This is a genomic window from Pseudomonas sp. NUPR-001 (assembly GCF_052147955.1).
Taxonomy (GTDB): domain Bacteria; phylum Pseudomonadota; class Gammaproteobacteria; order Pseudomonadales; family Pseudomonadaceae; genus Aquipseudomonas.
In genome coordinates this window covers 3,665,645-3,691,928 of the sequence record NZ_CP197353.1, presented here as the reverse complement: position 1 = coordinate 3,691,928, position 26,284 = coordinate 3,665,645, and the positions used below count along the sequence as shown (strand labels likewise).

Sequence of the window (26,284 nt, the reverse complement as noted above, 5' to 3'; positions counted from 1 at the left end):
AACCATGGCCGTTATCGCCAACACTGCGCTGACGCTGGCCGACTGGGCCAAGCGCCAGGATCCGGACAGCAAGCCGGCGCGCATCATCGAGATGCTGAACCAGACCAACGAAATTCTGACCGACATGCTGTGGTTGGAAGGTAACCTGGCGACCGGCCACCGCACCACCGCGCGTACTGGCCTGCCTTCCGGTACTTGGCGTGCACTGAACGCCGGTATTGCTCGCGGCAAGTCCACCACTGTGCAGGTTGATGAAACCTGCGCTCTGCTGGAAAACCTCGGCGTCGTCGACGAGAAGCTGGCAGACCTGAACGGCAACACCGCTGCTTTCCGCCTGTCCGAGAACGCCGCATTTATCGAGGGCATGAACCAGGACATGGCTAGCGCCTTGTTCTACTCCAACAGCGCGTTGGAGCCTGCCAAGCCTCTGGGCCTGGCCCCGCGCTACAGCGACAGCACGGCGAAGAACGGGCAGAACATCATCAAGATGGGCGGTTCGGGCTCCGATAACACATCGGTGTGGCTGGTGGTGTGGGGCGATCAGACCGTGCACGGGATCTTCCCGAAGGGTTCGAAAGCTGGCCTGGACCACAACGACATGGGCGTAGAACTCGTGGACGATGGCACCGGCAAGTTCTTCCGTGCCTACCGCGACCACTACAAGTGGGAGACCGGTGCTGCCCTGCGCGACTGGCGCTACGCCGTTCGCATTTGCAACATCGACATCAGCGACTTGGTGGCCGACACCAACGGCAGCACGGTGAAGCTGATCGAGGCGATGGTGCGTGCTGTGCACCGCATCCCGAACCTGCGCATGGGCCGCGCCGCGTTCTACATGAACCGGACCATCGCCGAATGTCTCGACATCCAGGCAATGAACAAGAACAACGTGCGGCTCAAGATCCAGGAATACGACGGTGAGTGGATCACCAGCCTGCGCGGGGTTCCGTTCCGTACCTGTGACGCCCTGCTTAACACTGAGTCGCCGGTCGTCTGACCGGCAATTTCCAGCCAAACCCATTCTCCGGAGAAATCCCATGATCACCGACAAGCTGAATATGTTCAGCGGGTTGACTGGCCAGGCAGTCACCGCGACGGCGGCATCGACCGACGTTCTCGACCTCGGCCCACTGACCCACGGCAACACCCGCCGCGACATCGGCGCCGGCGAGCCGCTGTATTTGGTCATCGCCGTTCTGGTTGCTGCCGCTGCCGCTGGTGCTGCAACCGTGAACTTCCAGTTGCAGACCAGTGACGACAACGCCACCTGGGTCACTTTGTTCGACTCGGGTGTCACCGCACTTGCTGACATGGCTGCTGGCAAGCGTCCGGTTGCTGTAGCAGTCCCGCGCGGTGTCCGTCGTTACCTGCGGGTGAACTACACCGTTGGCACCGGCCCGCTCACTGCTGGCACCTTCTGGGCCGGCCTGGTGAAGGATGTGCAGGACACTGCCACCTACGCCAGCGGCTTCACCATCGTTTAAGGAGCGACCATGAAAGTTATCGCACTTGAACGCGGCTACTACGGCGGGAAGATTCAGGATCCGCCAGAGGCTGGCGGCCAGCCGTTCGATATTCAAAGCGAGAGCCACCTGGGCAAATGGATGCAGCCGCAGGGCTGGACGCCATCCAGCTCAACCAAGCCTGTGGCTGGCACCAACACCGGCGGCCAGGGTGGTGGGGGTCCTCAGCCAGCCTTCACCGTCAAGCACAACGGGGGTGGCCGCCACATCGTCATCGATGCCAGTGGCAAGAAGGTCGGCGATTTCGTTGGGGCCAACAAGGAAGAGGCCCAAGCCGAAGCTGATCGCCTGATCGCTGGGGGCGAGCCGTACGTGAAGCCTGTCGACACCACCAGCACCAACACCGGCGGCCAGGGTGGTGGGGCAGATGGCGGCGACAGTGGCGGCAACTCGGACGATGACGACGACGGCCCGGACGCCTGAGTCAGCAACCCACCAAGGGCCCTTAGGGGCCCTTTTCATGGAGCCAGCAACCAATGTCATCAGTCATTGATGTGTGCAACATGGCGCTCTTCCGCATCGGTAACAGCATCCGCATCGATGACTTGGAGGAAAACAGCACCGCCGCCCGGATCTGCAAGCAGTTCTACGAAAGTTGCCGGGACTTTGTGCTGCGCGCTGACTGTGATTGGGGGTTCGTCACTGCCTTTGCCCAGTTGGCCGAGGTAGCCGATAACCCGAACCCCGAATACCCCTACGCGTACGCCGTGCCGAACGACTGCATGCGGGTGCGCCGCATCGTCAACCCGGTCTTTCCGCAGGGCGTATGGCCGGCGGGCATGGACTGCCAGATTCCGAAGATCCCCCGCATCCCGTTCCGGATCATCAACGGGGCCAGCCAGCGCCTGATCAGCACTAACGCTTCACCGGCCACCCTTGAGTACACGCTGAAAGTCGAGTCTCCGGAAATGTTCGACCCGATCTTCGTGTCGGCGCTGTCCTGGTACTTGGCCAGCCAGATCGCTGCACCGCTGGCGAAGGATGCCGGTATCGCCTCTGCCTGCGCTGCTGAGTACAAGGCCGAAGTGCTGACCGCTGCGGCGGCAGCGCTCAACGAGGGCGTCACGCAGTACCAGCGAGAATCCATCTTCATCACGGGGCGCGGCGCATGAGCGAAGTCATTCAGCCGTCCTTCAGCGCTGGCGAGGTCGCGCCGGCCACCTATGCACGGGTTGACCTGGCCCGCTATTACACGGCTCTCAAGACTTGCCGCAACTTTGTTGTGCTGCCGGAGGGTGGATCACAGAACCGTTCTGGCACGCGTTTCATCACCGAGGTGAAGAACAGCGCGGCCCGCACCAGGCTGATCCCGTTCCAGTTCTCGACCGAGCAGACATACATCCTGGAGTTCGGCAATCTGTACATCCGCTTCATCAGCATGGGCGGCCAGGTGGTGAGTGGCGCGGTTCCGTACGAGATCGTGTCCCCGTACACCACGGCGCAGCTGCCAGACCTCAAGTTCACCCAGTCGGCTGATGTACTTACCATCGTTCACCCAAGTCACCCGCCACGTGAGCTGGCGCGCCTGGCGCCCACCAACTGGACGCTCACAGCCATTACGTTCGAGCCGGGAATTGCAGCACCTACTGGCCTTGCCGCCACGCCACGTACGGGTGGTTCCGGTGATACCACCGAGTACCAATACAAGATCACGGCGGTCAGCAGCATCTCGGAAGGTTCCGTCGAGTCTTGGGCCAGCAACACAGCCACGGTGAACAGCTTCGACGACAAGCCCGGGGCAACCCTGTCCTGGACAGCTGTTACCGGCGCCGACCACTACAACGTGTACAAGAACAAGTCGTCTGGCGTGTTCGGCTTCATTGGGCAGTCGGCCGGTACCACCTTCAACGACATCAACATCACGCCCGAGACGGACAACACCGTACCGATTGGCTACAACCCGTTCGCTGATGGCAACAACCCTTCGGTAGTCGGCTATTACCAGCAGCGCATGGCCTTTGCGGCGAGCGTTGCCAACCCGCAGACCGTGTGGATGTCGCGCACCGGAGACTTCCACAACTTCGGCTACTCCGACCCCAACAAGGACGACGACGGTATCGAGTTCGTCATTGCCAGCCGGCAGGTCAACCAGATCCGCCACCTGGTGTCGTTGCGCGAGCTGCTGGCCATGACCTCGGGTGCCGAAATCGCCATTACCGGCTCCAGCGAGTCCGGCATCACACCGGCCAACGTGTCGGCGGTGGAACAGAGCTACTTCGGCTCCAGCGACGTGATTCCGGCTATCTACGCCAACACGGCGCTGTACATCCAGGCTCGGGGCGGCAAGCTGTCGACGCTGGCCTACAACTACGTTTCAGACGGATTTCAGCCGCAGGACGTGAGCGTGCTTTCATCGCACCTGCTGCGCGGCTACACGATTCAGGACCAGGCCTTTGCCCTGGCGCCTAATGGCGTGCTGTGGATGGCCCGCAACGATGGCATGCTGCTTGGCTTCACCTTTCTGCCGGATCAGCAGGTATACGGCTGGAGCTGGCACGATACAGACGGTGACGTCGAGTCTGTAGCCAGCGTGCCAGAGGATGATGAGGATGCGCTGTACCTGATCGTGAAGCGAGTTATCAACGGCGTAACGAAGCGCTACATCGAGCGCATGGCCACGCGACAGCTGACCAAGTTCGGTACCGGCGACTTCTGGTTTGACCGGGCTTTCTTCGTGGATTGCGGACTCACCTACGACGGGCGCCGTTCCGGTACCGCAGTTCTCTCCGGTGGTACCGACTGGCAATTCCCCAACCTGCTGACCCTGGCTGTTGGTACCGCCACCTTTAATGCCGGCATGGTCGATCGCAGCGTGATCATGTACGGCGGCGGGGCTGAAACCAGCATTGGCGAGATCCTTACGGTACGGATCACGGCCTACATCTCGCCGACCGTGGTAACTGTTGAGCCTCAGACCGTTGTGCCACAGTCTCTGCGTGGCATTCCTGCCACCCGCTGGGGTGTGGCTGCAACGACCGTCAGCGGGCTCGGCCACCTGGAGGGCAAGACCGTCAGCATGCTGGGTGACGGCAACGTCATTCCCCAGCAGGTGGTTACTGGCGGCACTGTAGCCCTAGACAGCCCAACCTTGGTGGTGCACATCGGCCTGCCGATCACTGGCGACTTTGAAACCCTGGACATCACCCTCCAGAACAATCAGTCGTTCCTAGGCAACAAGAAGCGCAATAACCAGTTGGTGGTGCTGTGCCAGGAAAGCCGGGGCATCTTCGCCGGCCCGGATGCAGATCATCTGGACGAGTTCAAGCAGCGTGCCGGCGAGAACTACGGGGAGCCGATCGAGCTGCTGACCGGCCGGGCTGAAATGGAGGTCCCGTGCCAATGGGATTCCTTCGGGCGGCTGTTCATTCGCCAGTCCGACCCCCTGCCACTGACCATTCTGGGGGTAATGCCCAATGTCCAGGCCGGTGGCTGAGATGTTGCCGGTCGATGACCGGCTGATCGCCATGACGGTGGCGAACGCCCGCGTGCAGGACCGGCTTGAGTTCGAGTGTTTGCGCGGCCTGGCCGTTGAGCAGGAACTGCGCGACTCCGTGGCCAAGAGCGTCAACGCTAGGGCCTACGTCGTGGGCGGTCGGGTGGTGGCCATGTTCGGCGACATCAAGCATGACGACCGTATCGGCGTGCCGTGGCTGATCAGCACCACCGAGATCGCCAAGCACCGCCGCGCCTTCCTGGTCGAGTGCGACCGCGAGGTTGCCGCCATGCGCCAGCGCCATCAGGTGCTGATCAATTACACCGATGCCCGCTACGTAAAGGCCCTGCGCTGGTTGCGCTGGCTCGGTTTCCACATGCATGACGCCGTGCCCTATGGGGTCAACGGTGAGTTGTTCCATCCAATGACTTTGAGGGGACTGTAATGGGCGCAGCAGCACCAGTTCTTGGCCCGGCTGCGGCCGCGGGCGGCGGGATACTCAACGCATATTCCCAGATCCAACAGGGCAAGGACACCGTCAAGGCCGCCAAGCGCCAGCAGCGTTACCTGAATGACCAGGCGCGCGACACCATCAACCAGGGCGACTTTGCCGCCGACATGGCGAACGAGCAGGGGCGGCAGACGGCGGCCAGCCAGCGCACCGGCTTTGCGGGCAATGGTGTGGTGGTCGGCCAAGGATCGGCAGGTCGCATCGAGCAGGGCACCATCGATCTTGCCAAGCAGGACGCCGACCAGCTGCGCCGCAATGCCTTCAACCAGGCCATGGGGCTTGTCGACCAGGGGAATGAGGGCATCAAGCAGGCCAAGGCCGACTTCCGTACCCGCCGCCTCAACGGCTTCGGCTCGCTGCTCACCGGCGGCGGTCAGGCCTACAACATGTACAGCGGGGGTTGAGCATGGCCGCACGCATTCCGCAGTACCAGCGCCGTGTGGGGCCAGAGGTCACTGGTGCTCCGCGAGTTGCCCAGGCATCAGTCGATGCATCAGGCTTGGCGCGTGGCCTATCGAGTCTTGCCGGTGATTTGAACGCCGTGCACCAGCGCGAGGTTCAGGAGGCCGAGCAGACCTTTGCCATCGACACCGACAGCAAGGCGACTCAGCAGGCCAACGCTTTCACGTTCGCCCCTGAAACAGGGGTTATGGCCCAGAAGGGCGTCAACGCCTTGGGTATCACGCAGAACCGCTTGAAGGACTGGGATGCTTACGCCCAGGGCGTTTTGGATAATGCGAGCACGCCAAAACAGCGCCAGATCGCCGGCCGCATCCTGGCCAACCAGCGCAGCCAGCTCGAAAGCCGCTGGTCTTCGCATGAATTCCAACAGCAGCAGGTTTACAAGGATGGTGTCGACGCAGGCGCCATTGCCACTGCGCAGAACGATGCTGCGCTGAAGTTCAACGACCCGGCTGCCATCGACCAAGCGCGGATGAAGATCGACGGTATCCTTGATCTGCAGGGCCAGCGAAACGGTTGGTCTCCAGAGCTTCTTGCCGCGAACCGCCAGAAGGCCAGTAGCAGCATGTACACCGACATTCTGCGCCGGCAGGCGGCCCAAGACCCTTACAAGGCGCAGGCCGCGCTCAAGCAGTACCAACAATACCTGACGGCCGATGATCTGACTCAAATTGGAAGTTCCATCGACGGCAAGGTCGAGCGCCTACAGCAAAGGGCCGAGATGGCCCAACTGCGCGCAGAAGCCCGTGGGGATAGGGTGCTGGGCAAGATCAACGCTCAAATCGCCAGCGGCACCCCTGCAACAGACGATATGTGGTCGAACTGGGCGAACCAGGTAAGAGGAACGCCAGCTGCTGCTGAATTCAACGGCCTGCGCAAGCAGGAGGTGGCCACCCAACAGGTGCTACGCCAGCCAATCGATCAGCAGGCCGCGTACTTTGGAAAGCTTCAGGCCGACCTACAGAATAATGGGGGAACTGTCGCGCAGGCCAACAATCTCGCCCGGTTGGGCCGTGCCATTGATGCAAACGCGAAGATGATGGCCGAGGCCCCACTCGACTACTACCAGCAGCGCCTGGGCGCAGACATTGCACCTCTGGACCTCAACTCTGAAAACCTTGCAGAGATGTTGTCGGATCGAGTCACAGCTATCCAGGGCATGCGGAAGCAATTCGGGCCAACTGTAGCGCTGAAGCCGCTGCTTCCACAGGAAGCAAAGACCATATCGGCTCAACTGGAGAACATGAGCCCCGACCAGCAGTCGCAGCTGTTCGGCAAACTGCACGCCGCAATGGGCGATGATCAGGCCTACGTCGGCGCGATGCAGCAGATCGCGCCAGATTCGCCTGTGCGAGCTCTTACCGGCGTGCTGGCTGGTAAGCAGCGATCTTTGACCACAGGCACCCACTGGTTCCGTCCTGACGACGTGGTAAGTAGCGGTGACGTGGCAAAAACCTTGGCTCTGGGCGAGTCGATCTTGAACAAGTCCAAGTCCCAGAAGGGGCAAGATGGGACGGCCAAGTTTCCGATTCCTGAGCAAGGTGACTTCGAAACTGCTTTGAACAACAAGCTTGGGACTGTTTTCGCAGGACAGCCGCAGTCGTACGGCCTGGCAGCGCAGGCCGTGAAGTCATACTACACCGGCGCAGCAGCCGAGGCAGGAGATGTCTCAGGCAAGCTCAATAACAGCCTGATGGATAAAGCCATCAAGGCGACCGTTGGCGAGGTTGTTGACTACAACGGCACGAAAACTCTCGCGCCATGGGGGATGCCCTCCGACACCTTCAAGAACGCCGCTCAGCAAGCGCTGGTTCAGACGATGAAGGCCCAGGGCATGAGCGATCAGGATCTGGCAACGGCCAGCGCGCTGACCCTGCGCCAGGCCCGTGACGGCGTCTACTACGTCATGCAGGGTAACCAGTACAAGTACGGTGCCGATGGAAAACCGCTGATGATCAACGTGAATGGGGGTGGCCAGTGAGCTTTGTCACCGACCTCGCGTTCAACGATCAACTGGCCCTGGAGCAGGATGCACTGGCCAATCCTGCCTTGACCCCGCCAGAGCCGAAGTTCTGGGATGGCTCTGGTACCGCCCTATTCAGCGGTATCGCTCAGGGCGCCATCCAGTTGGCCCTGCAGGCCGCCCAGTACGGCAACGACCCAGACCAAGCCATCCTTTTCGACGTGCCAACCGACGAGGAAGAGATCGCCCGACGCAACGCCATCGGCCAGCAACGCCTGTCGGTGACGGAGCGCCTGCGCCCGGATGCCCAAACCAACGGTACAGCCGCACAGATAATGTTCGGCTTGGGCGACGTTGGTACTAGATTCGCGTTCGGCGCTGCTTCTGGCGGCCTGCCGGTTGCTGCTGGCGGCGTAGGCCTGTCCATGGGCGAGCAACGTTTCAGTGAGCTGCGAGGTGAGGGCGTAGACCCGAAGACCGCAGCGCTTGCTGGTGCGATCGAGGGCACCACCCTGGCAGCTGGAGCATTCCTGCCAGCAGCGCGCCTACTGGCCCAGCCAGTTGCAGACCTTGCCGCAACTGCCGGCGCCAACGTTGCGCTCGGCGCTGTCGCGCGCGGCGGGGTTGGCCAGGTGCTGGAGAGCAACGGCTACACCCAGCAGGCCCAGCAGTACCGGGCTCTGGATGCCCAGGCCATGGCGATCGACGGCCTGCTCGGTGGCGCGTTCTGGGGGCTGGGCCGGGCAATGTCGGGCGCTCCATCAGCATCGCCTGAAACTGTCGACGCCGCGCTGGCCGGAAACAATGGGCTGCATGCCCAGCACGGCACGGCACCTGGTACACCGGTCAACGCTCGGTCAAGCGCTGCACACCAGAATGCCCTCGATGTGGCGCTCGAGCAGATGAGCCGAGGCGAGCCGGTCAACGTCACCGGGCTCATGGACGATACCGCTTTCATCCGCTCTAACCGCGTTGGTCCAGAGAAAGCAGTGGTGCGCGACCAGGCGCAGCAAGAGGTATTTGCTCAAGCCCGTGCCGACCTTGAGCCGGTTGCGGCGACAGGACTGCCCAATATCCGCGACATCCGTGCCGAGGTGACTGGTCTGCGGCGTAACCTGGACGAACTGGACCAGGCGCATGAGGCCGCCGGCAACACCTATCGCCTGGCGGCCAAGGAGTTTCAGCAGCAGCGCATGAGCCGCAAGCAGGCCGAGCGCGCGGCCCGGGAAAGCATTGCTCAGCAGCGGCAGGCCATTGATGAGCAGCGGTCGTCCACTCAGGCGCGCATCGATGAGCTGAACCAGCAGTTGGAAGGCAACCGCGCCGCCGAACGTGCACGGTCTGAGCTGGCGGCTATGGATCGCGGTGAAACCCCAGCACGCCTGCAATCGCAGGTTGACCAGCGCGCCGAGCAGATCGGCAGCGCCTTCAAACGCTCCGCTCTGGCCAGCAGCGTGGCGCCGGACCACGGCATGGCCATGAACCGTCTGGCGGTCGAGGACATCCAGCGCATGCTGCGCGAGAGCGGCCAGCTGATAGAGGAGCCAGCAGCACCGGCAGCGCCTCGCACGCCAGAGGCTGATGCCGCTCCCACAGCCGCAGCCCCGAAACTCCGGGCCCCAGAGGTGCAAGGGCAGGGCGAATCTGCTGGCGCCGCTCCCGCAGGCCCTGAAACACCAGCGGCTGAATCCGTAACAGCTGTCACCCAGGGTGCAGATGCGGTTGCCGGTATCGACCCAGCGTTGCCGGCGCTGCTAGACGCGGTAGCCGCAGGAGAACGAGACCTGCAGGTGCCGACCGGTGCCATCAACGAGGACGGCACGCCCGTCACCGTCTCTGCCCGCGAGCTCCTGGCCGAGGCTGATGCAGAGATCGCTCAGGCTGCCAACGATTCCAAAGGCTTCCTTGCTGCCGCGCTGTGCGCGCTGAGGTTCGGTAACTGATGAAGCAGCAATGCATCCAAGCGGTACAGCAGGCAATTGGCCGTGCACTCACTCAAGACCAGATCAAGGACATTGAGGCCCGCATCAGTCGCAATATGCGCCAGTTGGCGCAATCCGACCCAGCCACTTGGCAGACCAAGACCGCGTCCGACCGGCTGACTGAGGCCGCCAGCGCCGCAGCCAAGGAACTGCAGGCTGAGGCCGCCAAGAAGAAACAGCGGGTTGCGTTGACCATCCTCGCGCACGATCGCGTGCAGAACGTTATGGCGCAGTTCCCGGGCGATCCCCTCAAAGGTCTGGACCGTCTACTGGCCTTCGCCTCGGACTACCCCGGCATCATGTCGGTCGAATCGGCCAGCCGAGCCATCCGCGATGAGGCCATGTCCACCATGCTCGACGCCATTGAGATGACGCGTGGCAAGTTCCTTGGCTTGTTCGCTGACGAGGCCAAAGCCCGCGCCCTGGTGCAGGAGCTGCACGGCCAGGACAGTGGTGTGCCCGAGGCCAAGGTAGGGGCCAAGCAGTTCGCCGATGTGGCCAACCGCCTGCGCGAGCGCTTCAACCGGGCCGGTGGGGATGTGGGTTACCTCGATGACTGGGCTATCCCGCGCAGCCACAGCCAAATGAAGGTGGCCAGGAACAAGGACGCGTGGATTGCAGATCACATCCAGTGGGCGAACCGATCGAAGTACTTCAAGGCCGATGGCACCAGGATGAACGACGCCGAGCTGGTTGACTTCTTCACCAACGCCTGGGAGACGGTGGCCACCGGTGGTGTGAACAAGCTGGAACCGGGGCGGGCCATGGGCAACGGCGCCCGCGCCAACCGTGGTAGCGAGTCGCGCCAGATCCATTACCGCGATGCCGACGCCTACCTGGCGGCTCAGGCCAAGTACGGTGACAAAGGCCTGATGGACCTGATGTTCGGGCACATCGACCGAGCCGCCCGTGACATCGCGCTGATCGAGGCAATGGGGCCAAACCCCAACCACGCCATGCGGTACCACACCGAGACGGCCGCCAAGCAGATGACTCAGGCCAAGCCCGAGGCAAAGACCAAGATCGATAAGCGCGTGAAGCGCCTGGAGCAGCTCTATACCGAGGTGGCCGGTACTCGGGAGCCACCGGCATCGGCCGCGCTGGCCAACGCCTTCGACACCTACCGCGCCACCAACGTGGCGGGCAAGCTGGGTTCGGCGGTGATCACCGGCCTCAGCGACCAGGGCACACTGGCGCTGGTAGCCAAGATGAACGGCATGCCCGTAATGAAGGTGCTGGGCAACGAGCTGCGCATGCTCAACCCGGCCAACGCCAGCCACCGGCGCCTGGCCATGCGCGCCGGCCTTGGCATCGATCAATTGATCGGCAGCCTGGCGCGCTGGGGGGAGGAAGGGCTTGGCACCGATGCCGAGATAGCAGGCCGCGCTGCCAAGTGGTCGCAAGCTGCCGCCACCAAGGTAATGCAGCTCTCCGGCATGAACGCCATCGACGCAGGCAACCGCCGGGCCTTCGGCGCCACCATGATGGACGTTACCGGCGACCTTACGCGCCGGTTCGACTCCCTCAAGTCGCTGGAAGAGGGCGACCGCAAGCTGATGCTGCAGCGCGGCATCACTGATCAAGATTGGTCAGTATGGCGCCTGGCCCAGCCGGAAGACTGGCGCGGCGCCGGCGACCAGGTGCTGACCCCGGGCAGCATCTACCGCATTGCAGATGCCGACCTGACACCACTGGCGAAGCAGGCGGGGGTTTCGCCTACTCGCTTGCGGGAGCAGGCTGCCACCCGACTGCTGGGGATGGTGCTGGACGAAACCAACATGGCAATCCCAGCGCCAGGCGCCCGCGAACGTGCCTTCATGCACGGTAACAACCAGCGCGGCACATGGATGGGCGAGTTCGCCCGCAGCTTCTGGCAGTTCAAGTCGTTCCCGATCTCGATGATTTCGAAGCACTGGCGGCGCGCCATGGCCCAGCAGACCGGGTGGGGCAAGGCGGGATATGCCGCTGCGCTGTTCGCCACGGCCACGGTGCTGGGCGCAATAGCCACCCAGGTCAATGAAATTGCCTCGGGCCGTGATCCCAAGAACATGCTGGACGATGAGCTGGGCGGCGTTCCGGGTCTGCGCTTCGGCCTAGCCTCAATGCTCAAGGGCGGCGCGCTGTCGCTGTACGGAGACTTCCTGTTCTCGAACACCACTCAGGGCGGTACTTCTGCGCTTGCAGCGATTGGTGGCCCGTTGGCCGGCGACGTCGAGACGCTGCTGAATCTGCGAGGGGTTACTGCCGACGCTGCTTTGGGCGAGCGCGATCCTGACATCATCGGTGCCCGCCTGATCCAGTTGGGCAAAGGGCACCTGCCCGGCGCGAACCTTTGGTACACCAAGGCTGCCACCGATCACATGATCTTCCACCAGCTGCAGGAGTACTTCTCGCCTGGGTACCTGAACCGCATGCAGCGCCGAGCGCAGCGAGAGTTCGGGCAAAGCTACTGGTGGGAGCCTGGAGAGTCGGCACCGGCCAGGGCGCCAGACCTTGGTGCGGCTACTGGGAAGTAGGTGGATGGTCTTTGACTGGAAGGTTGAGGCGTATGCCTTTGCAGCGGGGATAGTTGGCGCAGCCGTAGAACGGATTCCCCTTGTGCTTTCCCCGACTGGCGACGCGGCGAATCATGCGGCTCCCACAGAGCAAACACAGGCCTGCCGCATCCCAAGTCTCTTTGGGTGGAACCACTGGTTTGGGAGATGGCTTCTCGCTTCTAAGCAGATAGATGGCAAAAATTGCCACCGGTATCAGCAAGACAAGCCAGGCGCCGATTGATCCGAACCCATTACGGCCGCCCCGTCCTCCAAAGCTTCGACCGCCAGATCGACCGCCCCCACCTCGGCCGCGTGCCAATGCTGGACCCGCCAATAGCAGCAATGGCAAAGCGATTAACGACCGTCTCGAAATAGTGTGCTTGGCCAAGGCGACTCTCCCTGTCACCTGAACAGGGTTTGTACACATTGAATGGCAAAAAATCAAAACCCCCGGACGCTCGCAACGTGTCGGGGGTTTTTGTTCCCACCCCATGCATAGCTCCATGAGGAAGACGTAGATGCAGTTTACCTAACTCAACTGATCGACCCAAGAGAGCCCCGCTATGTGCGGGGCTTTTGCATTTCTGGAGCACAGAAAATTGACTGTATCGACCACTGACAGCGTTGAAACGTACGTATCCGGCGGCCCGGCGTTCTCGATACCGTACCGGTTCCTGAACGACTCCGACATTCAAGCCGTGCTGGTGAAACAGGACGGCACCTCGGAAACACTGGTACTGGGCACCCAATACACGCTGGTGGGCGCCGGAAGCCAGAGCGGAGGCACACTCACGTCATCCTACGCATCAGGCTTCCTGGCCACGCCTGGCGCGTCGCTAACTATTTCGAGGGTGATGAGTCCGGTCCAACCAACAGATCTGCGAAATCAGGGTCGATTCCTGGCGGAGACGCACGAGACGGTTTTTGATCGCCTTACCATGCTGATTCAGCAGAGCTTTTCCATCCTAAAAAGGGCTTTGCTGCGACCTGTTGGAAAGAACTACTACGACGCCGAGGGGCGCCGAATTGCCAATGTCGCCAATCCTTCTGAGCAACAGGACGCTGTAACCAAGCAGCACATGGAGGTTTACGTTGGTACCTTGATCGGCGCCGGTACCGGTCCAATCAACCTGGCGTCCAATGTCCTTTATGTCGGGCCCGATGGCATCACCCGTACAGTACAAGACATGTCGGGTGTCGGATCCGTCACCAGCGGTGCAGGCCTTATTGGTTATGGCGATGCCAACGCATATGCACCTAACACTATCGGCGGGAAGGTAAAGGCGATCGATGCAGAGCTAGACGCAACCACGCTGTCGCTTCAGGGGCAGATTGATACGCTCAAGCTCACTACCAACAAGCCCGCCATCATCAGCAACAGCGCGTCTGCTATAGCCAAGAACGTGACAGTGGCGGGTGACTCGATCAGTCATGGTGCGTTCGCCCTGAACATCTTTATGCACGCCTGGGTTCGAGTCTTCCATCGCATGGTCAACGCTGACCTTCTTGCCTCGAACTACGGGTTTGCCAACTGGGCAACGCTTGGCTCCCCTGGGCCAACTACGTCAACCGAGATTCACAACGTTTCGTTTAGTGGCTCTTGGGGCGGAATCGACGTAACCACTGTCGAGGCGTCGTATTCTCCAATCGGTTCTGCTCTTCGTTCTCCTGGTGTAGGCGGAACCATGACGTTCGGCGTTCCGTTCTTTCAGAATCTGGGCGAGATCCACTACCTTCAGCAGCCAGGCGGCGGCACATTCACAATCACCGTTAACGGTGTGCTGGTGGCCACCGTCAACGCCAACGGTTCGCTTGCTCATGCTGTGTCTACGTTCAACCTGGCCGACGCTGGCTACGGTAGCGTGACAATTGTTGTTGAGCAGACCGTTGCCGGGATCGTCGATATCATCGGTCCAGCCTACAACTCGCCAGGCGGCGCACCGGTATTCAACAACTACTCCCAGTCCGGTCGCCGCGCTCGCTATATGAGCGAGTACATCATCGGCAAGCTGATGGCCGAATCTTCGACCTATGTGTTTGCACTAGGTCATAACGACCAAGGGTCAGCGGATTCGGATAACACCTATTTTGCTGCCTTCGTACAAGTGATCAACTGGCACATCCAGTACGCCAAGCAATACAACGTGAAGGTTGTGGTACCAGATTTCTGCTGGACCGCACCAGAGAACAGCCGGGCGCGGGCTGAACTGCAGCGCCTGGCCAAGGAAACAGGCGGGATTTACATCAACCTGCCGAAGATGATCTTCTCGGGCGATGTCCCGATCTCTACCACTTACCTGATCGACGTCCTGAAAATGTGGACTGATGGTAGCCACCCGAACAAGGACGGTCACAAGTGGATTGCCGAGACCATAGCTCGCGCAATGGGTCTTTCCTGCACCAGCAAACGTGACGCCATGCGTCTGCACGATTTCTGGATGCCTCTTCCACTGCTAGGGGCCACAGGCGTCGAGAACGGTAACTTGGTCTCTGCGTCGTTGTCATCCGCGTATAAGCGCAATGGAAACGAGGTTAGCGTTAAGTTATTCGTAGAAAACGCGCCGTCTGGTGCATTCCCAGTTGGAGCGTACAATCTCACAGCAGCGTTCAATGCGAAATCAGAGCTAAATCTTGCACAAGGGACAAATGGTGTCGGGTACATGCGGAACGATACCGGGGCGGTAATCAGCGGGTACTCGATCACTTCTGGCGGTGCTCTGACTCTTAATGTGTACACCGCCTTCGTTAATGACCAGATCTTCAGCTTCGCTTCACCCATTGCGCCAGGGACCCTTTGACGGGGCTTTCATGGACTGCATCGTGGATGCTATGAGATATTTGCGCTGATCGTAGTAGCCGTGGACGCCATGAAAAGGATTTTAGTTTTAACCCTTCTGATTCTCTGGTCGCCCGCCTGGGCAGATTCCATTGGCTCTGTGAGCATGCCGCTCGCGCAGAGGAGCGTGAGTTTCTTCGGAGACTCAATCAGCCATGGAGCGTTCGCAATCGATTCGCGAAAAAATCTGTGGGTGAGAGTGCTCCAAGCTCGAATCAGCCCAACTGGTGGTTACGGGTTTGTGCCGCTTACTTCTGTTGGGGATGGGGACAGACTCACCACAGACATTGCCAGCCTCCGATGGGCTGGGGAATGGGTTACCAATCCTGCCGACTCAATAAGTTCCTCTGCATCGCCTTCAGGCTACTCAACCAGATCCCAATCTAAAGGGGCTGGCATATCCATCACCATACCGAAGGATTACCCGGTAGCTCAGATCCATTGGATTCAAAGCCCCATTGGTGGAAAGCTTCGCGTCTATGCAGATGGCAAAGTCGTTGGCGAGGTTGAAACAAATGGGCCGCTTGAGTGGAAGAGTAAGCAGTTCAGCCTCGGAGTTTCGTCCGGTCCAACTCGAACAATTTACCTGGAGGCAATGGATGTCAGCCCTGTTGATCTGGTGGGGCTTGAATACCTTGGCTTCAGAGTCGGACCAGTAGTCAGCAACTACTCGCAATCCGGTCGCGCTCTAGTGAACGTCAGTCTTAACACGATCAACCAGGTTGTGGCTGAGTCATCCGTGCTGATTATGGCGCTTGGACATAATGATCAGAAGCATGCGGACAGTGACGATCAGTACTTTGGACGGTTTCGACAGAGAATCAGGTGGCTCATAACAAGCGCCAAGGCTAACGACGTGCGAGTGGTTGTTCCTGATTTCTGCTGGACAACTCCTGAAAGCAGCCGGACGAGACAGGAGCTCAGAAGGCTTGCTGCCGAGACTGGAGGAACTTACATCAACCTACCTGCAAAACTCTCGGCCAATGGCCAACCAGTGACTGCTGACCGACTCATCAACGAACTGGGCATGTGGTGGGATCCTTCTCACCCGAATATTGCTGGTCACCGCTGGGTGGCCGAGGTAATAGGGGCCAGCCTGGGCCCCGTTATTGGTCAGAACCTGCTTCACCCACTGGACGGATCTCTTGTCCAGAATCTGCCTTTCAACGCGAGAGAACTAGAGGGTGTATGGGCATCAACACCAACGCCAGCGAGGGACAATCCTGGGACACCGGATGTCCCAAATGGTTATGAATAGCCATGAACGGAAATGAAGGAAATTCGAGTGTTTCCGTGGGGTTGAAGCTGTAGCCAGCCAAAACATTGGGTCGGCGAACGGATTGCAAATCCGTCTACGCCGGTTCGATTCCGACCTCGGCCTCCATTATTGAAAGCCCCGCAGATTACGGTCTGCGGGGTTTTTCGTTATAGGCTGGAAAAAGCAGGAGTTCCGAAACTTTTAGGGTAGAGTTCCGAAGTTTCAGCCTTTAATACGCCGATCCTGTTGTCCGAGTTTTCGGCACATTCCACATGCCACGTTCGTACCCATGATGTTGGGCTGACCACTTCTCACGAGGTCGTGCTGCCATCAACTGACGTTACGAGGCAGCAAACACCATGGACTCCCATAACGTGCACTCTACTTGCCAAACCATCGAGTCACTGCACACACGGCTGGATGCCTTGCTCCAGAGCCTTACCGCAGCGTTGTGCCCTGCAGTACAGCGACAACCACGACGGTGGCGACGCGCCGCCGGAGAAGCGGGCGGCGAATCTGGGGGCTCAGCAACACTTCTGCGGTCACTTCTCCTGCTCTCTACACTGCTTTCCACGGCTGCGACTGCCAGCGAAATGGTCGACCCGATGTCCTGCCGCAACGGTGCATTCCCTTCCGAACAAAGCGATTTCGCCTTGGCCAAGGTGGTCGGTACACCGCGCTTGTTTCTACTCGGCGATATGGATGGCTGCCCGGCAAAGGGTGAACCTATCTGCCGCAAGCGCAGTTACGTGATCAGCGGCGATACGGTGCTAACTGGCCGCGACCTAGGTCGCTACCGTTGTGCGTTTTTCCCGAACAAGGGGGGCGGCAGTGCGGGCTGGGTCGACAAGACCCACCTACAGCCGCTGCCGTTGGCAACACCAACGCTGAAGGACTGGGCTGGCGATTGGCACAACGGCGACAACAACCTGCGCATCCGCGCGCGTGGCGACCAGCTGTATGTTCAGGGTAATGCCTACTGGCCGTCTGCCAATCCTGCAGATTGGCCTTCCACGCACCTGGGCGAGATCGAGGCCTCGGCCGCACCGAAGGATGCCACCATTACCTTCCGCGACGACATTTGCCACATGGAAGTGCATTGGTTGGGCGATGCTCTGGTCGTGTCCGACAACGCCGAATGCGGCGGCATGAACGTGCGCTTCAACGGCGTGTACCAGCGCGCAGCGAAGCGCTGAGCCAGGCTCGGGCTGGGTTTACCAGCCGGCCAAGTGATGTAGCGGTGCGAACGGGAATGTCGTCGTTGAAGCTGTTGTGTGGCAGGACGGTAGGTGCCGGCCTGCCTTGAACTGCGGTTACTTGCTCTTGGCCGACGCGTCCTGCTCGACCACCAGGTCCAGGACATAGACTTGCGACGAGGCGTCGGCGGGTGGGTTCTTCCATTCGTACTGCTTCACTCTCAGCACGGTGCGCACGCCGTCTTGGTGCTCGTAGCCGTCGATGGACTGGTACAGGGAATGCCAGGCATCCGTGGTCGGCAGTTGCAGGCCGGCGTCGTCATAACGGCGCTCGCGCACTTGCAGACACTGGTAGTTTGGGATCAGCGGATGACCGCATTTGACCTTCTTGGCGGCCACTTCCAGGAACTTGATCTCGCCTTTGCTGCCGTAGCGCGTCTCCGGGGTGGCTTCGCCCTGGAACTTCAGCACTGAGCCGTCTTGGGTGATCAGATGGAGCATTGGCTCCGGGGTATCGCTGGTGATGGTGGTGCGAAGGTCTCCCTTGAGGAGGCGCCCGACCTGAGCATCCAGATCCATCAGGCGCTTGTCGCAGGCCATCAAGGTCGAGGCCAGTGGCTGCACTTTCAATACGCCGTCCTGATAGCTGTAGCCGCCGAACTGGCGGTTGCAGCCACCGCTGATATTCAGGTTCTGGTCGACGAAGCTCAAGCGCAGCTTGCGCTCGATGCCGTTGGCCAGAGCGGCGATGGGGCTGCCCGATGCATCGTTGGCCGATACCAGGTTCCAGTTGTAGGCCGATAGCTCAGTCTGGGCTACGGCAGACGTAGCAATGGCAGGCATGGAAGGCGATCCTTCATTGGAAGTGGAAGCCGGGGTGCAGGCCTGGAGCAGGGCAGCACAGACGGCAACGAGGAGAATGTTCTGTTTCATATTTCGCTCTTTCAGCCTTGATAAATAGGGCGACATCCTATGAAGACAGGATGCACGCGCCAGTAAACCGGGGTATCGAGGCCGCTTCAGGAGTGTTCCATTACGTGGATCATGCCGAGCTCGTTGGCCGAGTCATGCGACCTCTGCCGTTTACCGATGGCAATCGGACAGCATCGGCCTCATTCGGTTTCATAGATCGGGTGCCCCTGGAGTGTTGCAAAATTTTACACAGCAGGCCGCTAGCCACCTGGATGGGTGAAAGTGTGTGACAAGCGGGCGGCGATTTGATGGGGGTTAAAACAACCACCTGCAAGCAGGCCGATGGTGGCCTGCTGCAATAACGTTCAGGAGGGGTGAGAGCAATAGTGTTCTTTCTGGTTTTTACAGGTGTTTGGGTTGCTGCTCTCTTTAAATAGCTTTGTTATTTTTCAGATGCACTTCGGCAGCTCTCGCAGCGCCATCCTTTATATTGCTCGGATTTTTCAAGGGCTGTAACCAGTTCACGACCACCTATGATGTTTTGGCAGTTGTTATGTTTTTCATTTGGTTTTTTCATACCCTCGCATTTTTTTTGCAGGAAGGGGCTTACCACCGCCTGTTGCTTTGACGAAAGCGCTCTGAACCCCTTGTCGACGGCTAGCTGGGCGTAGCTTAATACGCTCGGTTTTTCACCTTGAAATGCGTTCTGCGCGATAAGGGCTGAGAAAATCTCTCGCTCGATAGTCATTCGTTAATCCTTTATTCAACTAACAAATTTGCTCATGTTTTTTCTTTTGCTGAGCAATGCGAAAGCATACGTTAGCATTGGGTGGGATTTTAATGAACTGGGTTTCCATCCAGCTATAAAAAGCAAAGTGGCTGGTTTTGGGTCAGTAAATGTTGGTTTCTTGGTGTTTAGGATATTTCAAGGGGTCTTTGTCACAATTTATTTCTTGTTTGGTAGGGTGGATAAGTTTCGCTTTGTACTTTGATGGGGCGGCGAGCGAAATTTCCTGTGCTTCGCGATAATTTTAAGCGTGACGATACTCTTTGCGAGCTTCTGTTTTGTATAGGCATAGAATTCGATTCGGATTGAAAATCCGTTTGCGCCGATTCGATTCCGGTCTGCTAGTCCTGGACACTGCCTCAGGTTTTCCTTCGACCCCGCAGGGCTTCAGGAGAGTATCTGGCGGTTTAGGAAAATTCCTACAGTCGCTACGGTAGATTCCTAGGTAATAAGTGCTATTCGTCGCATACCATTCCTGCTCAATTGTGTTAGCAGGACTGAATGTGTTGAACAGGTATAGAACCAACCGCGCAGTACTTTTGTTTCTTCTCTGCTTAGTAACTAATGTTGCGCACGCCATTTCCATCAAGTCTACTCGAAGTGTCTATGAGTCGGACGGCATTCGCTATTACTTTACGGTTACTAATTGGGGGCTAAACGGCGTCAAGGTCTGTGATGATATGACGGCCACCACATGTAACCTGAGAATAGCTGGGGCGCAAAGCCCTGGTGACCCTGCGTATATGGTGGATAGTAAGTATTTTTGGCCAGTAAAGCCAAGCTCTTCCATGTCGGAGGTGCTCAGACAAATGAAGGGCTTTTCAATCCCTTTCGAAGGTAGCTTGTTTGTTCCCAAGTACACAACGGTCAGCAATAGGTTCTGTATCACCTTTGCTCAAGGGTACAGTTATCCTGGGATGGGAGGTATGGTAGTTCCTGTTGGCCCCTGTGCCCCTGTTATAAAACCCGTTCTGAAATGCGAAGTCGCTGGAGACACGACAATCAATCATCGCAATGTCAGTGATGCAGCCATTGATGGCAATGAAGCCGGCGCCACGCTTCAGCTAACGTGCACGGGTACAACTAAAGTGATCGTCTCCGCAGGCAGAGAGAGTTTCGCGGGTATTAATCTCAGGGCGGACGGAAGCTTGTACTCCAAACTCACCATCGGAGATAAATCTGCGGCAATTGGGGTTTCAGTCAACGTAAACGATGGATTGCCTACCCCAGTGACCATCAAATCTACGCTGTACACCAAGGGAACCGTTGAGCCAGGTGCATTCTCCGGATCTACTGTGGTGACAATCTCTCCTCCTTAGGCTTTGTACGAAAAGTTTTGTGGGAGCCGCACCGCCGCTCCCACAGTTTTCGTACAGACTTGGCGCATCGAAGGGTTTTACCTGCGCTGGCACTGCGGCCGTTCTTGGCCAGCCACCCCTGGCAGCGACTTTTAGTCGATCGACAGCACGTTCACTCGTAACTCAAGGCAAAGGTCAGGGAGGCGTCAAATTCGCCCTCTCCGAGGGTGCGATTGGCGAGTACCTCGGCATTGCCTTGCAGATAGGCATTGAAGTTGAGCACGTTGTAGCCACTGGTCATTTCGCCCAGGGCGTGGGACTTGTTCAACGGCAAGGCCGTTCCGCTGGCCGTCTCCAGCCCAACCATTAGCCCTTGCACGGTGGCGCTTTGCAGCACTAGCAGCCCCGGTGGTTCGCTGCTTTCGTTACCGCTGAAGGTGATGCTGACCATGTGCTTGCCGACGTCCAGGTCACAGTTGTTCAAGCGCACCTCGATTGGGCGGCCCTTGGTTCTGCCGTTGAGGTAAAGCTCCTTGTTTATCACGCGTTCGAAGTCCAGTTTGATCGACTGATCTCTCTCATCCAGCACGCAAGGCTCATTCACCAGGGTGCCGGAAAAGTAGAGGTTGTCTTCTGCTGCCTGTGCCGCCGGCAACCACAGGCCAGCGGTGATCAAGGCGCTCAGGGTCAAGGTGTACTTGCCCATAGATACTCCTAGTAGAGTTCGGCCATCAGTAGCGCCGAAGCGGTAAAGTCGGTGCTGGGCAATGCCGCACCGGCAAGCTTCACCGGTACAGCTTCCAGTACCGGCGGTGTCGATGCGTTGACATCGATCTCTCTGGGCTGATTGGGAATCAGTGCTGTACCACCGAGCAGTACCTTGATGCCCAGGTCATTCACCGAGGTCTCCAGCGCAGCAGGTTCGAAATGGGTTTCGGCGCCCTTGAGGGTCAGGCGCATATGCCAGGTGGTGCCAGCACCAGCTGCCCCCGGGCACTCGATCTGGTAGGGAATCGCTTGGCGGTAGCGCTCGCCATCGATGCGGTTGACGGCGATATTGCGCTCAAAGCGCACGTCAATACGCCGACCCTTGTCGCTGACGGTGCAGCCTGGTGATGCCAGCAGGTTGCCCGTGAACTGCAGGTTGTCGGCGCCCACACACGGCAGTGACAGGGCGGTGATCGACAGTGCTGCCAATGTGTTGTTAAAAACGTTCATCGTACGTCCACCACCAGGGTTGCGCTGGCATTTAAGCTGCCAGCTTGAACCTCACTGTTCTCGCGTTTGACCAGGACAGCTTGCAGCATGGGCTGTTTGCGGGTGTCGAAGTCAGCCCAGGTATTGAGTGCAAGCGGTGCACCGTCTTTTTTCAGGGCGATGCCGAGGTTGTCATAACCGCGCACCACCAGCAGCTGCGGATCGAAAGCTGCATTGCCGCGCACCTGCATCCTCAGTTCATTGGTCGCCGCGCGGCTGCAATCGAGCGTGTATTCCAGGGTGATGGTTTTGTAAGCGCCATCGATGCGGGCGGTCTGCACATCGCCAAAGGGAGCGCTAATGGGCGCGTTTCTGTTGATCACGCAGGGTATCGCGGCATAGACGACCCCTTCGATCGTCAATACATGCGGCTCGGCGGCTTCGTTCGAAGATGCACCAGCAAGCAACATTGCCAGCAGTGCAGTACGTGCAACAGTCATTGTGCAAGTCTCAGTCATACACCAGATTCACATTGAGGCTGGCGTGGAAGGCGCCTGGGCGCAAAGGGGCTGCTGTGCGTTCGGGGCGAATGTAATAGGTCAGTTGGTTGTTACCAGGCGTGACGAACCACGCCGGGGCGATACGGCCCAAACGTACGTCATTGCCCTGCACATCGAGCAGGCGCAGGCCGAACCCTTCGGCGCCCATCACCTTGATCAGCTCGGGCGTATCGGCATCGGCAACGGCCCTGAAGGCCAGCGCCGCCACCGGTTCGATGGCGCTCCAGACCAGGGTGCCGTGCTGTTCATCCTGGCGGCCGCCATTGCTGCGTATACAACCCCGCAGTTTGAGGTGCAGGGCCACAGGCGTGCCCTGATCACCGAGGTGCACCAGGCGGGCGGTACTCAAGTCACCCAGCGACAAGGCCTGATAGGCGGAGCTGGGGTCCAGGTAGCAGGCGCTTTCTAGTAAGGTGCCGGTGACCTGGAATTCGGCTGACTGCACAGTACTGTCGACGGCGTGGGTCAACACGCTAGCACTGCAGAGCCAGGCAGCAAGACAGATACGGAGTCCAGGCTTCATGGTGTGCCCTCGCTGGAATAGGTTTGCGGGTGTCAGCGTTTGCTGGCGACGGGGCTGGCGGTGCAGTTGCCTGCAGTGCAGCTGAACTGCAGTTGCGGGCGACCACCGTAGTCGTTGACATAGGTGAGCACCGGCGTGTCGCCCAGTGCCTTGCTGCTTACGCCAAGGTCGAGCTGGCCCTTTGGGGCGATCATCAGCGGTGTGAAACCGGTGGCACTGGCGGCCTTGAGGTTGGGTGTGGCATCGATCAAGGTGATGTAGTAGGGCGTCGGGTTGTTCACCAGATAGCGGTCGTTCTGACGGCTCAGGGTCAGCTTTTCTTGCCAGGGGGCTTCGTTGAAACCGGTTTTCGGGGCGATCGATGCAGGCCGATAGAACAGCTTCACCCGCGTTTGCAGGGCAATTTGCAAGGTGTTGGGTTGATCACTGCGGGGCGGAATCTCGCGCAGGTTGAAATAGAACAGCGATTCGCGGTCTTGGGGCAGCAGACCCAGCTCAGGCAGCCCCTGGATTTTCACCTGGCTGTTGGCCCCGGCTTCCAGGCGCTGGATAGGGGGCACCACCGCCAGCGGGCTGGTGATTTTCTCGGCCTGCTCGTTCTCGATCCAGGCCTGTGCCAGGTAGGGCAACTGGGCGTTCTGGTTGCTGACGTTAAGGCTCACTGATTTCTCGCTACCGGTAAAAATTACCCGTGTGCGGTCCAGTGACACCGCGGCCAGGCTGGTTTGCGTGGCGCACGTGCTGAACAGGGCGAGCAGAGTCAGGGCGTTGCGTTTGAAGCTGGTGTTCATAGGGGTACCTGGTGCAAATAGATTAGGCGGAGTCGTCTGCGGCGCCGGCGGGTTGGCACAGCAGCTCCAGTTGTCGATCGGGCGATACCACCTGATTGGGCAGGGTGAAATGGCAGCGCGCGCTGCCGTCCCAATGCAGCGACATGGTTTCGCCCGGCTTCATGCCGCTTAGGTAAGTCGATCCTTCTTCGCCGACAATCCCGGTTTCCTGGCCGCGATTGTTCTGGGCGCTGGCGCCAAAGGGCGGCGCGTGGTGGTTGGCCATGCGAATGATGACCATGGCCTTGTGGCCGGCGATTACATCGAAACGGCGGTAGCCAATTGCGCCCTCGGTCAGGGTCGCCTGGGTAATGGACTGGGTGGCTTCGACATCGTCGGCCAGATCGTCCAGCACGATGTTGGCCTGGTTGCGGTAGTAGCTGTTGACGTCGGTAACCACCGCCTTGCCGAAACGGTTGGTTCGGGTGATCCCGCCGTTGCCACGTACCGGAACGTCGGCAACGCCCTGGGTATCGACCAGCAGTCGGGTGCCGCCCATGACGTTGCTGCGGTGCAGGGCCGCGCCTTGGCCCGTGAGGGTGGCGCCACCTTGCACGGACAGCCCGGCCGAGCTGTACTCACCGGCCTGGTAGCTGGCGCTGGCCACCACCTGGGCCTGATCCCCGTCATGGGACAGGAAGCCGCTGGCGATTGCGCCGCTGGAGGATTTGCCGGCGCTGAGCATGTAGTGGTTACGCTCATCGATACGGTCGTAGTAACTCAGGCTATGGGAGGTGTCGCCGCGGTTGACCGACGAGCTGTAGCTGAACGAGCTCGTGCTGTCCCAGGGAATGTTCAGCGATAGATAGGCGCCGTCATCGGAGGTGCCGTTGCCCTTGTTCTGGTACGCGGTCAGCGACAGGCTGAGGTTCTTCAGGCCACCGACATCGAAATACCGCGACAATGACAGGCTGTAGCGATCGCTCGCCTGGCTGTTCCAGTAAGTCTGGTGGTTGTAGTTGAAGTACACGCTGAGCGCTGAATCGCGAAACTGTTTACTCAGCGTCGCGGTGTACAGCTCCTTGCTCTGGTTCAACGGCTGGCTGCCACGCCGGGCTTCGAGGAACTCGTTCATGCTCAGGTAATTCTCCTCGGAAAACCGGTAGCCGGCGAAGGTGATCTGGCTGTCGTATTCGTCGAAGCGCTTGGAATAGCTGGCACGGTAAGACTTGCCGCTCAAGGTGTCGCGCTCAGGCAGCGTCGCGCGTGACTGGGTGACGTCGACCGACAGCGCACCGAACGCCATCAGGTCGCGGCCCACGCCCACGGCCAGGGAGCTGTAGTCCTTGGCGCCCAGGCTACCGCCATACAGCGACCAGCCGTTGCTCACACCCCAGGAAAACTCTCCTGTGGCGAACGCCGGGCCATCGAGCTCATGCTCCCAGTCGGAAGGTTTACCAGTGGCCAACTTGTAACGCACCGTGCCCGGACGGGTGAGGTAGGGGATGCTGGCGGTGTCCATCTGGAATTCCTGGACGCTGCCGTCCTGTTCTTCGATGCGAACGTCAAGCTGGCCGGAGACTGCATCGTTGAGGTCCTGGATACGAAAAGCGCCTGGCGGTACCTGAGTGTCATAGAGCACCCGGCCTTGTTGGCGAATGACCACCCGTGCGTTGGTCCGCGCCACACCGCTGACTTCGGGGGCATAGCCCCTGAGGTTGGGGGGGAGCATATTGTCGTTGCTGCTCAGATTGACGCCGGTGTAGCGAAAACTGCCGAACAGGTTGGAGTCCAGATAATCTTCACCGACGATCAGGTTCGAGCGTAGCGACGGCACGGCGCGCAGCGCGTAGAAGCGGCTCCAGGCGAACTCGTTGTGTGATGGCTGGTCGGCACTGCGTTGCATCTGGGTCTGCCAGTCGCCGCGCAAGCGCCAGGCACCCAGGTTGATCCCGGCGGTACCGTTACCGCTGAGGTTGTCGCTGCGACCCTTGCCCCGTTTGTGCTCAGTGGTCTGGGCATTGAGGCTGTAATCGAACAACACCCCGGAAATACCTTCATCCCAACGAGAAGGTGGGTCCCAGTTTGCCGCGGTGTATTCCAGCTGGTCCTGGGGAATGCTCACGTACAGCGCCGAATTGCTCAGGTTGCCGCGGGCCTGCATGCCGGGAACGCTGACAAGGTCCAGGCAGGCGCCATCGTGCCACCAGGTCAGCGACTTGATGACGTGTTCTTTCAGGCCCAGTTCATTTACCAATGCCGGTGAAAGACAGGCAGTGCTGCTTTTCGGATCGTTTTCGGCTGGCAGATAGTCGACGGTAAACTCCGTCAACGTGTCGCGGTTCACGTGCACCAACAGGCTGTATTGGCCGGGCATGATGAAGTTAGCCGAAGCAAACACCCCAAGATCAAGGTTCTCGCGATCCTTGAGGTCGAGTACATCGGTGTTGAATTGGAATTCTTCGGCTGCACTTGCGCACGACGCGGCACAGCACAGTGCCGTGGTGGCAAGTACCTTACGGTGATCCACGTGACT

Annotated in this window: 22 protein-coding genes; 14 read left to right on the top strand and 8 right to left on the bottom strand. The window is 59.6% G+C overall.

The window, feature by feature from the left end:
- The first annotated feature begins 4 nt into the window (after positions 1 to 4).
- The 13 genes from ACP6KB_RS16530 to ACP6KB_RS16470 all read left to right on the top strand — a co-directional run bounded on the left by ACP6KB_RS16530 (position 5) and on the right by ACP6KB_RS16470 (position 17,701).
- Complete coding sequence (locus ACP6KB_RS16530; RefSeq protein WP_442108182.1) at positions 5 to 997, top strand: major capsid protein; 993 nt, start codon at positions 5 to 7, stop codon at positions 995 to 997.
- Positions 998 to 1,037: 40 nt separating this feature from the next.
- On the top strand, positions 1,038 to 1,484 hold the full coding sequence (locus ACP6KB_RS16525) for a Bbp16 family capsid cement protein (protein WP_442108181.1): 447 nt from the start codon (positions 1,038 to 1,040) through the stop codon (positions 1,482 to 1,484).
- Positions 1,485 to 1,493: 9 nt separating this feature from the next.
- The gene (locus ACP6KB_RS16520) at positions 1,494 to 1,946 is read left to right on the top strand and encodes a hypothetical protein (protein ID WP_442108179.1); all 453 of its coding nucleotides are present in this window, start codon (positions 1,494 to 1,496) and stop codon (positions 1,944 to 1,946) included.
- A 53-nt stretch (positions 1,947 to 1,999) separates the two neighbouring features.
- Positions 2,000 to 2,635, top strand: a complete 636-nt coding sequence (locus ACP6KB_RS16515; RefSeq protein WP_442108177.1) for a hypothetical protein — start codon at positions 2,000 to 2,002, stop codon at positions 2,633 to 2,635.
- Positions 2,632 to 4,956, top strand: a complete 2,325-nt coding sequence (locus ACP6KB_RS16510; RefSeq protein ID WP_442108175.1) for a hypothetical protein — start codon at positions 2,632 to 2,634, stop codon at positions 4,954 to 4,956. Before ACP6KB_RS16515 ends, ACP6KB_RS16510 begins: the two co-directional genes overlap by 4 nt.
- Positions 4,937 to 5,401 carry a hypothetical protein gene (locus ACP6KB_RS16505; protein WP_442108173.1) on the top strand — a complete coding sequence of 155 codons (465 nt, stop codon included), beginning with the start codon at positions 4,937 to 4,939 and terminating at the stop codon, positions 5,399 to 5,401. Before ACP6KB_RS16510 ends, ACP6KB_RS16505 begins: the two co-directional genes overlap by 20 nt.
- Positions 5,401 to 5,871 carry a hypothetical protein gene (locus ACP6KB_RS16500; RefSeq protein ID WP_442108171.1) on the top strand — a complete coding sequence of 157 codons (471 nt, stop codon included), beginning with the start codon at positions 5,401 to 5,403 and terminating at the stop codon, positions 5,869 to 5,871. The genes ACP6KB_RS16505 and ACP6KB_RS16500 overlap by 1 nt, the downstream gene beginning before the upstream one ends.
- Before the next feature lie 2 nt (positions 5,872 to 5,873).
- On the top strand, positions 5,874 to 7,910 hold the full coding sequence (locus tag ACP6KB_RS16495) for a hypothetical protein (protein WP_442108169.1): 2,037 nt from the start codon (positions 5,874 to 5,876) through the stop codon (positions 7,908 to 7,910).
- Entirely contained in the window at positions 7,907 to 9,835 is a 1,929-nt protein-coding gene (locus ACP6KB_RS16490; RefSeq protein ID WP_442108167.1) for a hypothetical protein, read from the top strand. Before ACP6KB_RS16495 ends, ACP6KB_RS16490 begins: the two co-directional genes overlap by 4 nt.
- Positions 9,835 to 12,390, top strand: a complete 2,556-nt coding sequence (locus ACP6KB_RS16485; protein ID WP_442108165.1) for a hypothetical protein — start codon at positions 9,835 to 9,837, stop codon at positions 12,388 to 12,390. Before ACP6KB_RS16490 ends, ACP6KB_RS16485 begins: the two co-directional genes overlap by 1 nt.
- Before the next feature lie 620 nt (positions 12,391 to 13,010).
- On the top strand, positions 13,011 to 15,209 hold the full coding sequence (locus ACP6KB_RS16480) for a hypothetical protein (protein ID WP_442108163.1): 2,199 nt from the start codon (positions 13,011 to 13,013) through the stop codon (positions 15,207 to 15,209).
- A gap of 69 nt (positions 15,210 to 15,278) precedes the next feature.
- On the top strand, positions 15,279 to 16,505 hold the full coding sequence (locus tag ACP6KB_RS16475; RefSeq protein WP_442114326.1) for an SGNH/GDSL hydrolase family protein: 1,227 nt from the start codon (positions 15,279 to 15,281) through the stop codon (positions 16,503 to 16,505).
- 605 nt (positions 16,506 to 17,110) lie between these two features.
- Entirely contained in the window at positions 17,111 to 17,701 is a 591-nt protein-coding gene (locus ACP6KB_RS16470) for a hypothetical protein (RefSeq protein WP_442108161.1), read from the top strand.
- Between the two features lie 117 nt (positions 17,702 to 17,818).
- On the opposite strand, the gene ACP6KB_RS16465 is transcribed toward ACP6KB_RS16470, so the two are convergent.
- Together ACP6KB_RS16465 and ACP6KB_RS16460 are read right to left on the bottom strand one after the other, a co-directional pair.
- Positions 17,819 to 18,544 carry a DUF4377 domain-containing protein gene (locus ACP6KB_RS16465; protein ID WP_442108159.1) on the bottom strand — a complete coding sequence of 242 codons (726 nt, stop codon included), beginning with the start codon at positions 18,542 to 18,544 and terminating at the stop codon, positions 17,819 to 17,821.
- Positions 18,545 to 19,055: 511 nt separating this feature from the next.
- Positions 19,056 to 19,361 (bottom strand): hypothetical protein, encoded by a 306-nt coding sequence (locus ACP6KB_RS16460; protein ID WP_442108157.1) that lies wholly within the window; start codon positions 19,359 to 19,361, stop codon positions 19,056 to 19,058.
- 719 nt (positions 19,362 to 20,080) lie between these two features.
- Here ACP6KB_RS16460 and ACP6KB_RS16455 point away from each other — a divergent pair.
- A complete protein-coding gene (locus ACP6KB_RS16455) occupies positions 20,081 to 20,719 on the top strand; it encodes an MrpH family fimbial adhesin (protein ID WP_442108155.1) in 639 nt (212 codons plus the stop codon).
- A 151-nt stretch (positions 20,720 to 20,870) separates the two neighbouring features.
- On the opposite strand, the gene ACP6KB_RS16450 is transcribed toward ACP6KB_RS16455, so the two are convergent.
- From ACP6KB_RS16450 to ACP6KB_RS16425, 6 genes are read right to left on the bottom strand one after another with little or no spacing between them, the layout of a single operon-like run.
- On the bottom strand, positions 20,871 to 21,404 hold the full coding sequence (locus ACP6KB_RS16450) for a fimbrial protein (RefSeq protein ID WP_442108153.1): 534 nt from the start codon (positions 21,402 to 21,404) through the stop codon (positions 20,871 to 20,873).
- Positions 21,405 to 21,412: 8 nt separating this feature from the next.
- Positions 21,413 to 21,916: a fimbrial protein gene (locus ACP6KB_RS16445; RefSeq protein ID WP_442108151.1), complete on the bottom strand. Its 504-nt coding sequence runs from the start codon at positions 21,914 to 21,916 to the stop codon at positions 21,413 to 21,415.
- A complete protein-coding gene (locus ACP6KB_RS16440; protein ID WP_442108149.1) occupies positions 21,913 to 22,395 on the bottom strand; it encodes a fimbrial protein in 483 nt (160 codons plus the stop codon). Before ACP6KB_RS16440 ends, ACP6KB_RS16445 begins: the two co-directional genes overlap by 4 nt.
- A gap of 10 nt (positions 22,396 to 22,405) precedes the next feature.
- Positions 22,406 to 22,978: a fimbrial protein gene (locus tag ACP6KB_RS16435; protein WP_442108147.1), complete on the bottom strand. Its 573-nt coding sequence runs from the start codon at positions 22,976 to 22,978 to the stop codon at positions 22,406 to 22,408.
- Positions 22,979 to 23,010: 32 nt separating this feature from the next.
- Complete coding sequence (locus tag ACP6KB_RS16430) at positions 23,011 to 23,769, bottom strand: fimbria/pilus periplasmic chaperone (RefSeq protein ID WP_442108145.1); 759 nt, start codon at positions 23,767 to 23,769, stop codon at positions 23,011 to 23,013.
- A gap of 22 nt (positions 23,770 to 23,791) precedes the next feature.
- Positions 23,792 to 26,278 carry an outer membrane usher protein gene (locus tag ACP6KB_RS16425; RefSeq protein ID WP_442108143.1) on the bottom strand — a complete coding sequence of 829 codons (2,487 nt, stop codon included), beginning with the start codon at positions 26,276 to 26,278 and terminating at the stop codon, positions 23,792 to 23,794.
- Positions 26,279 to 26,284: the final 6 nt, after the last annotated feature.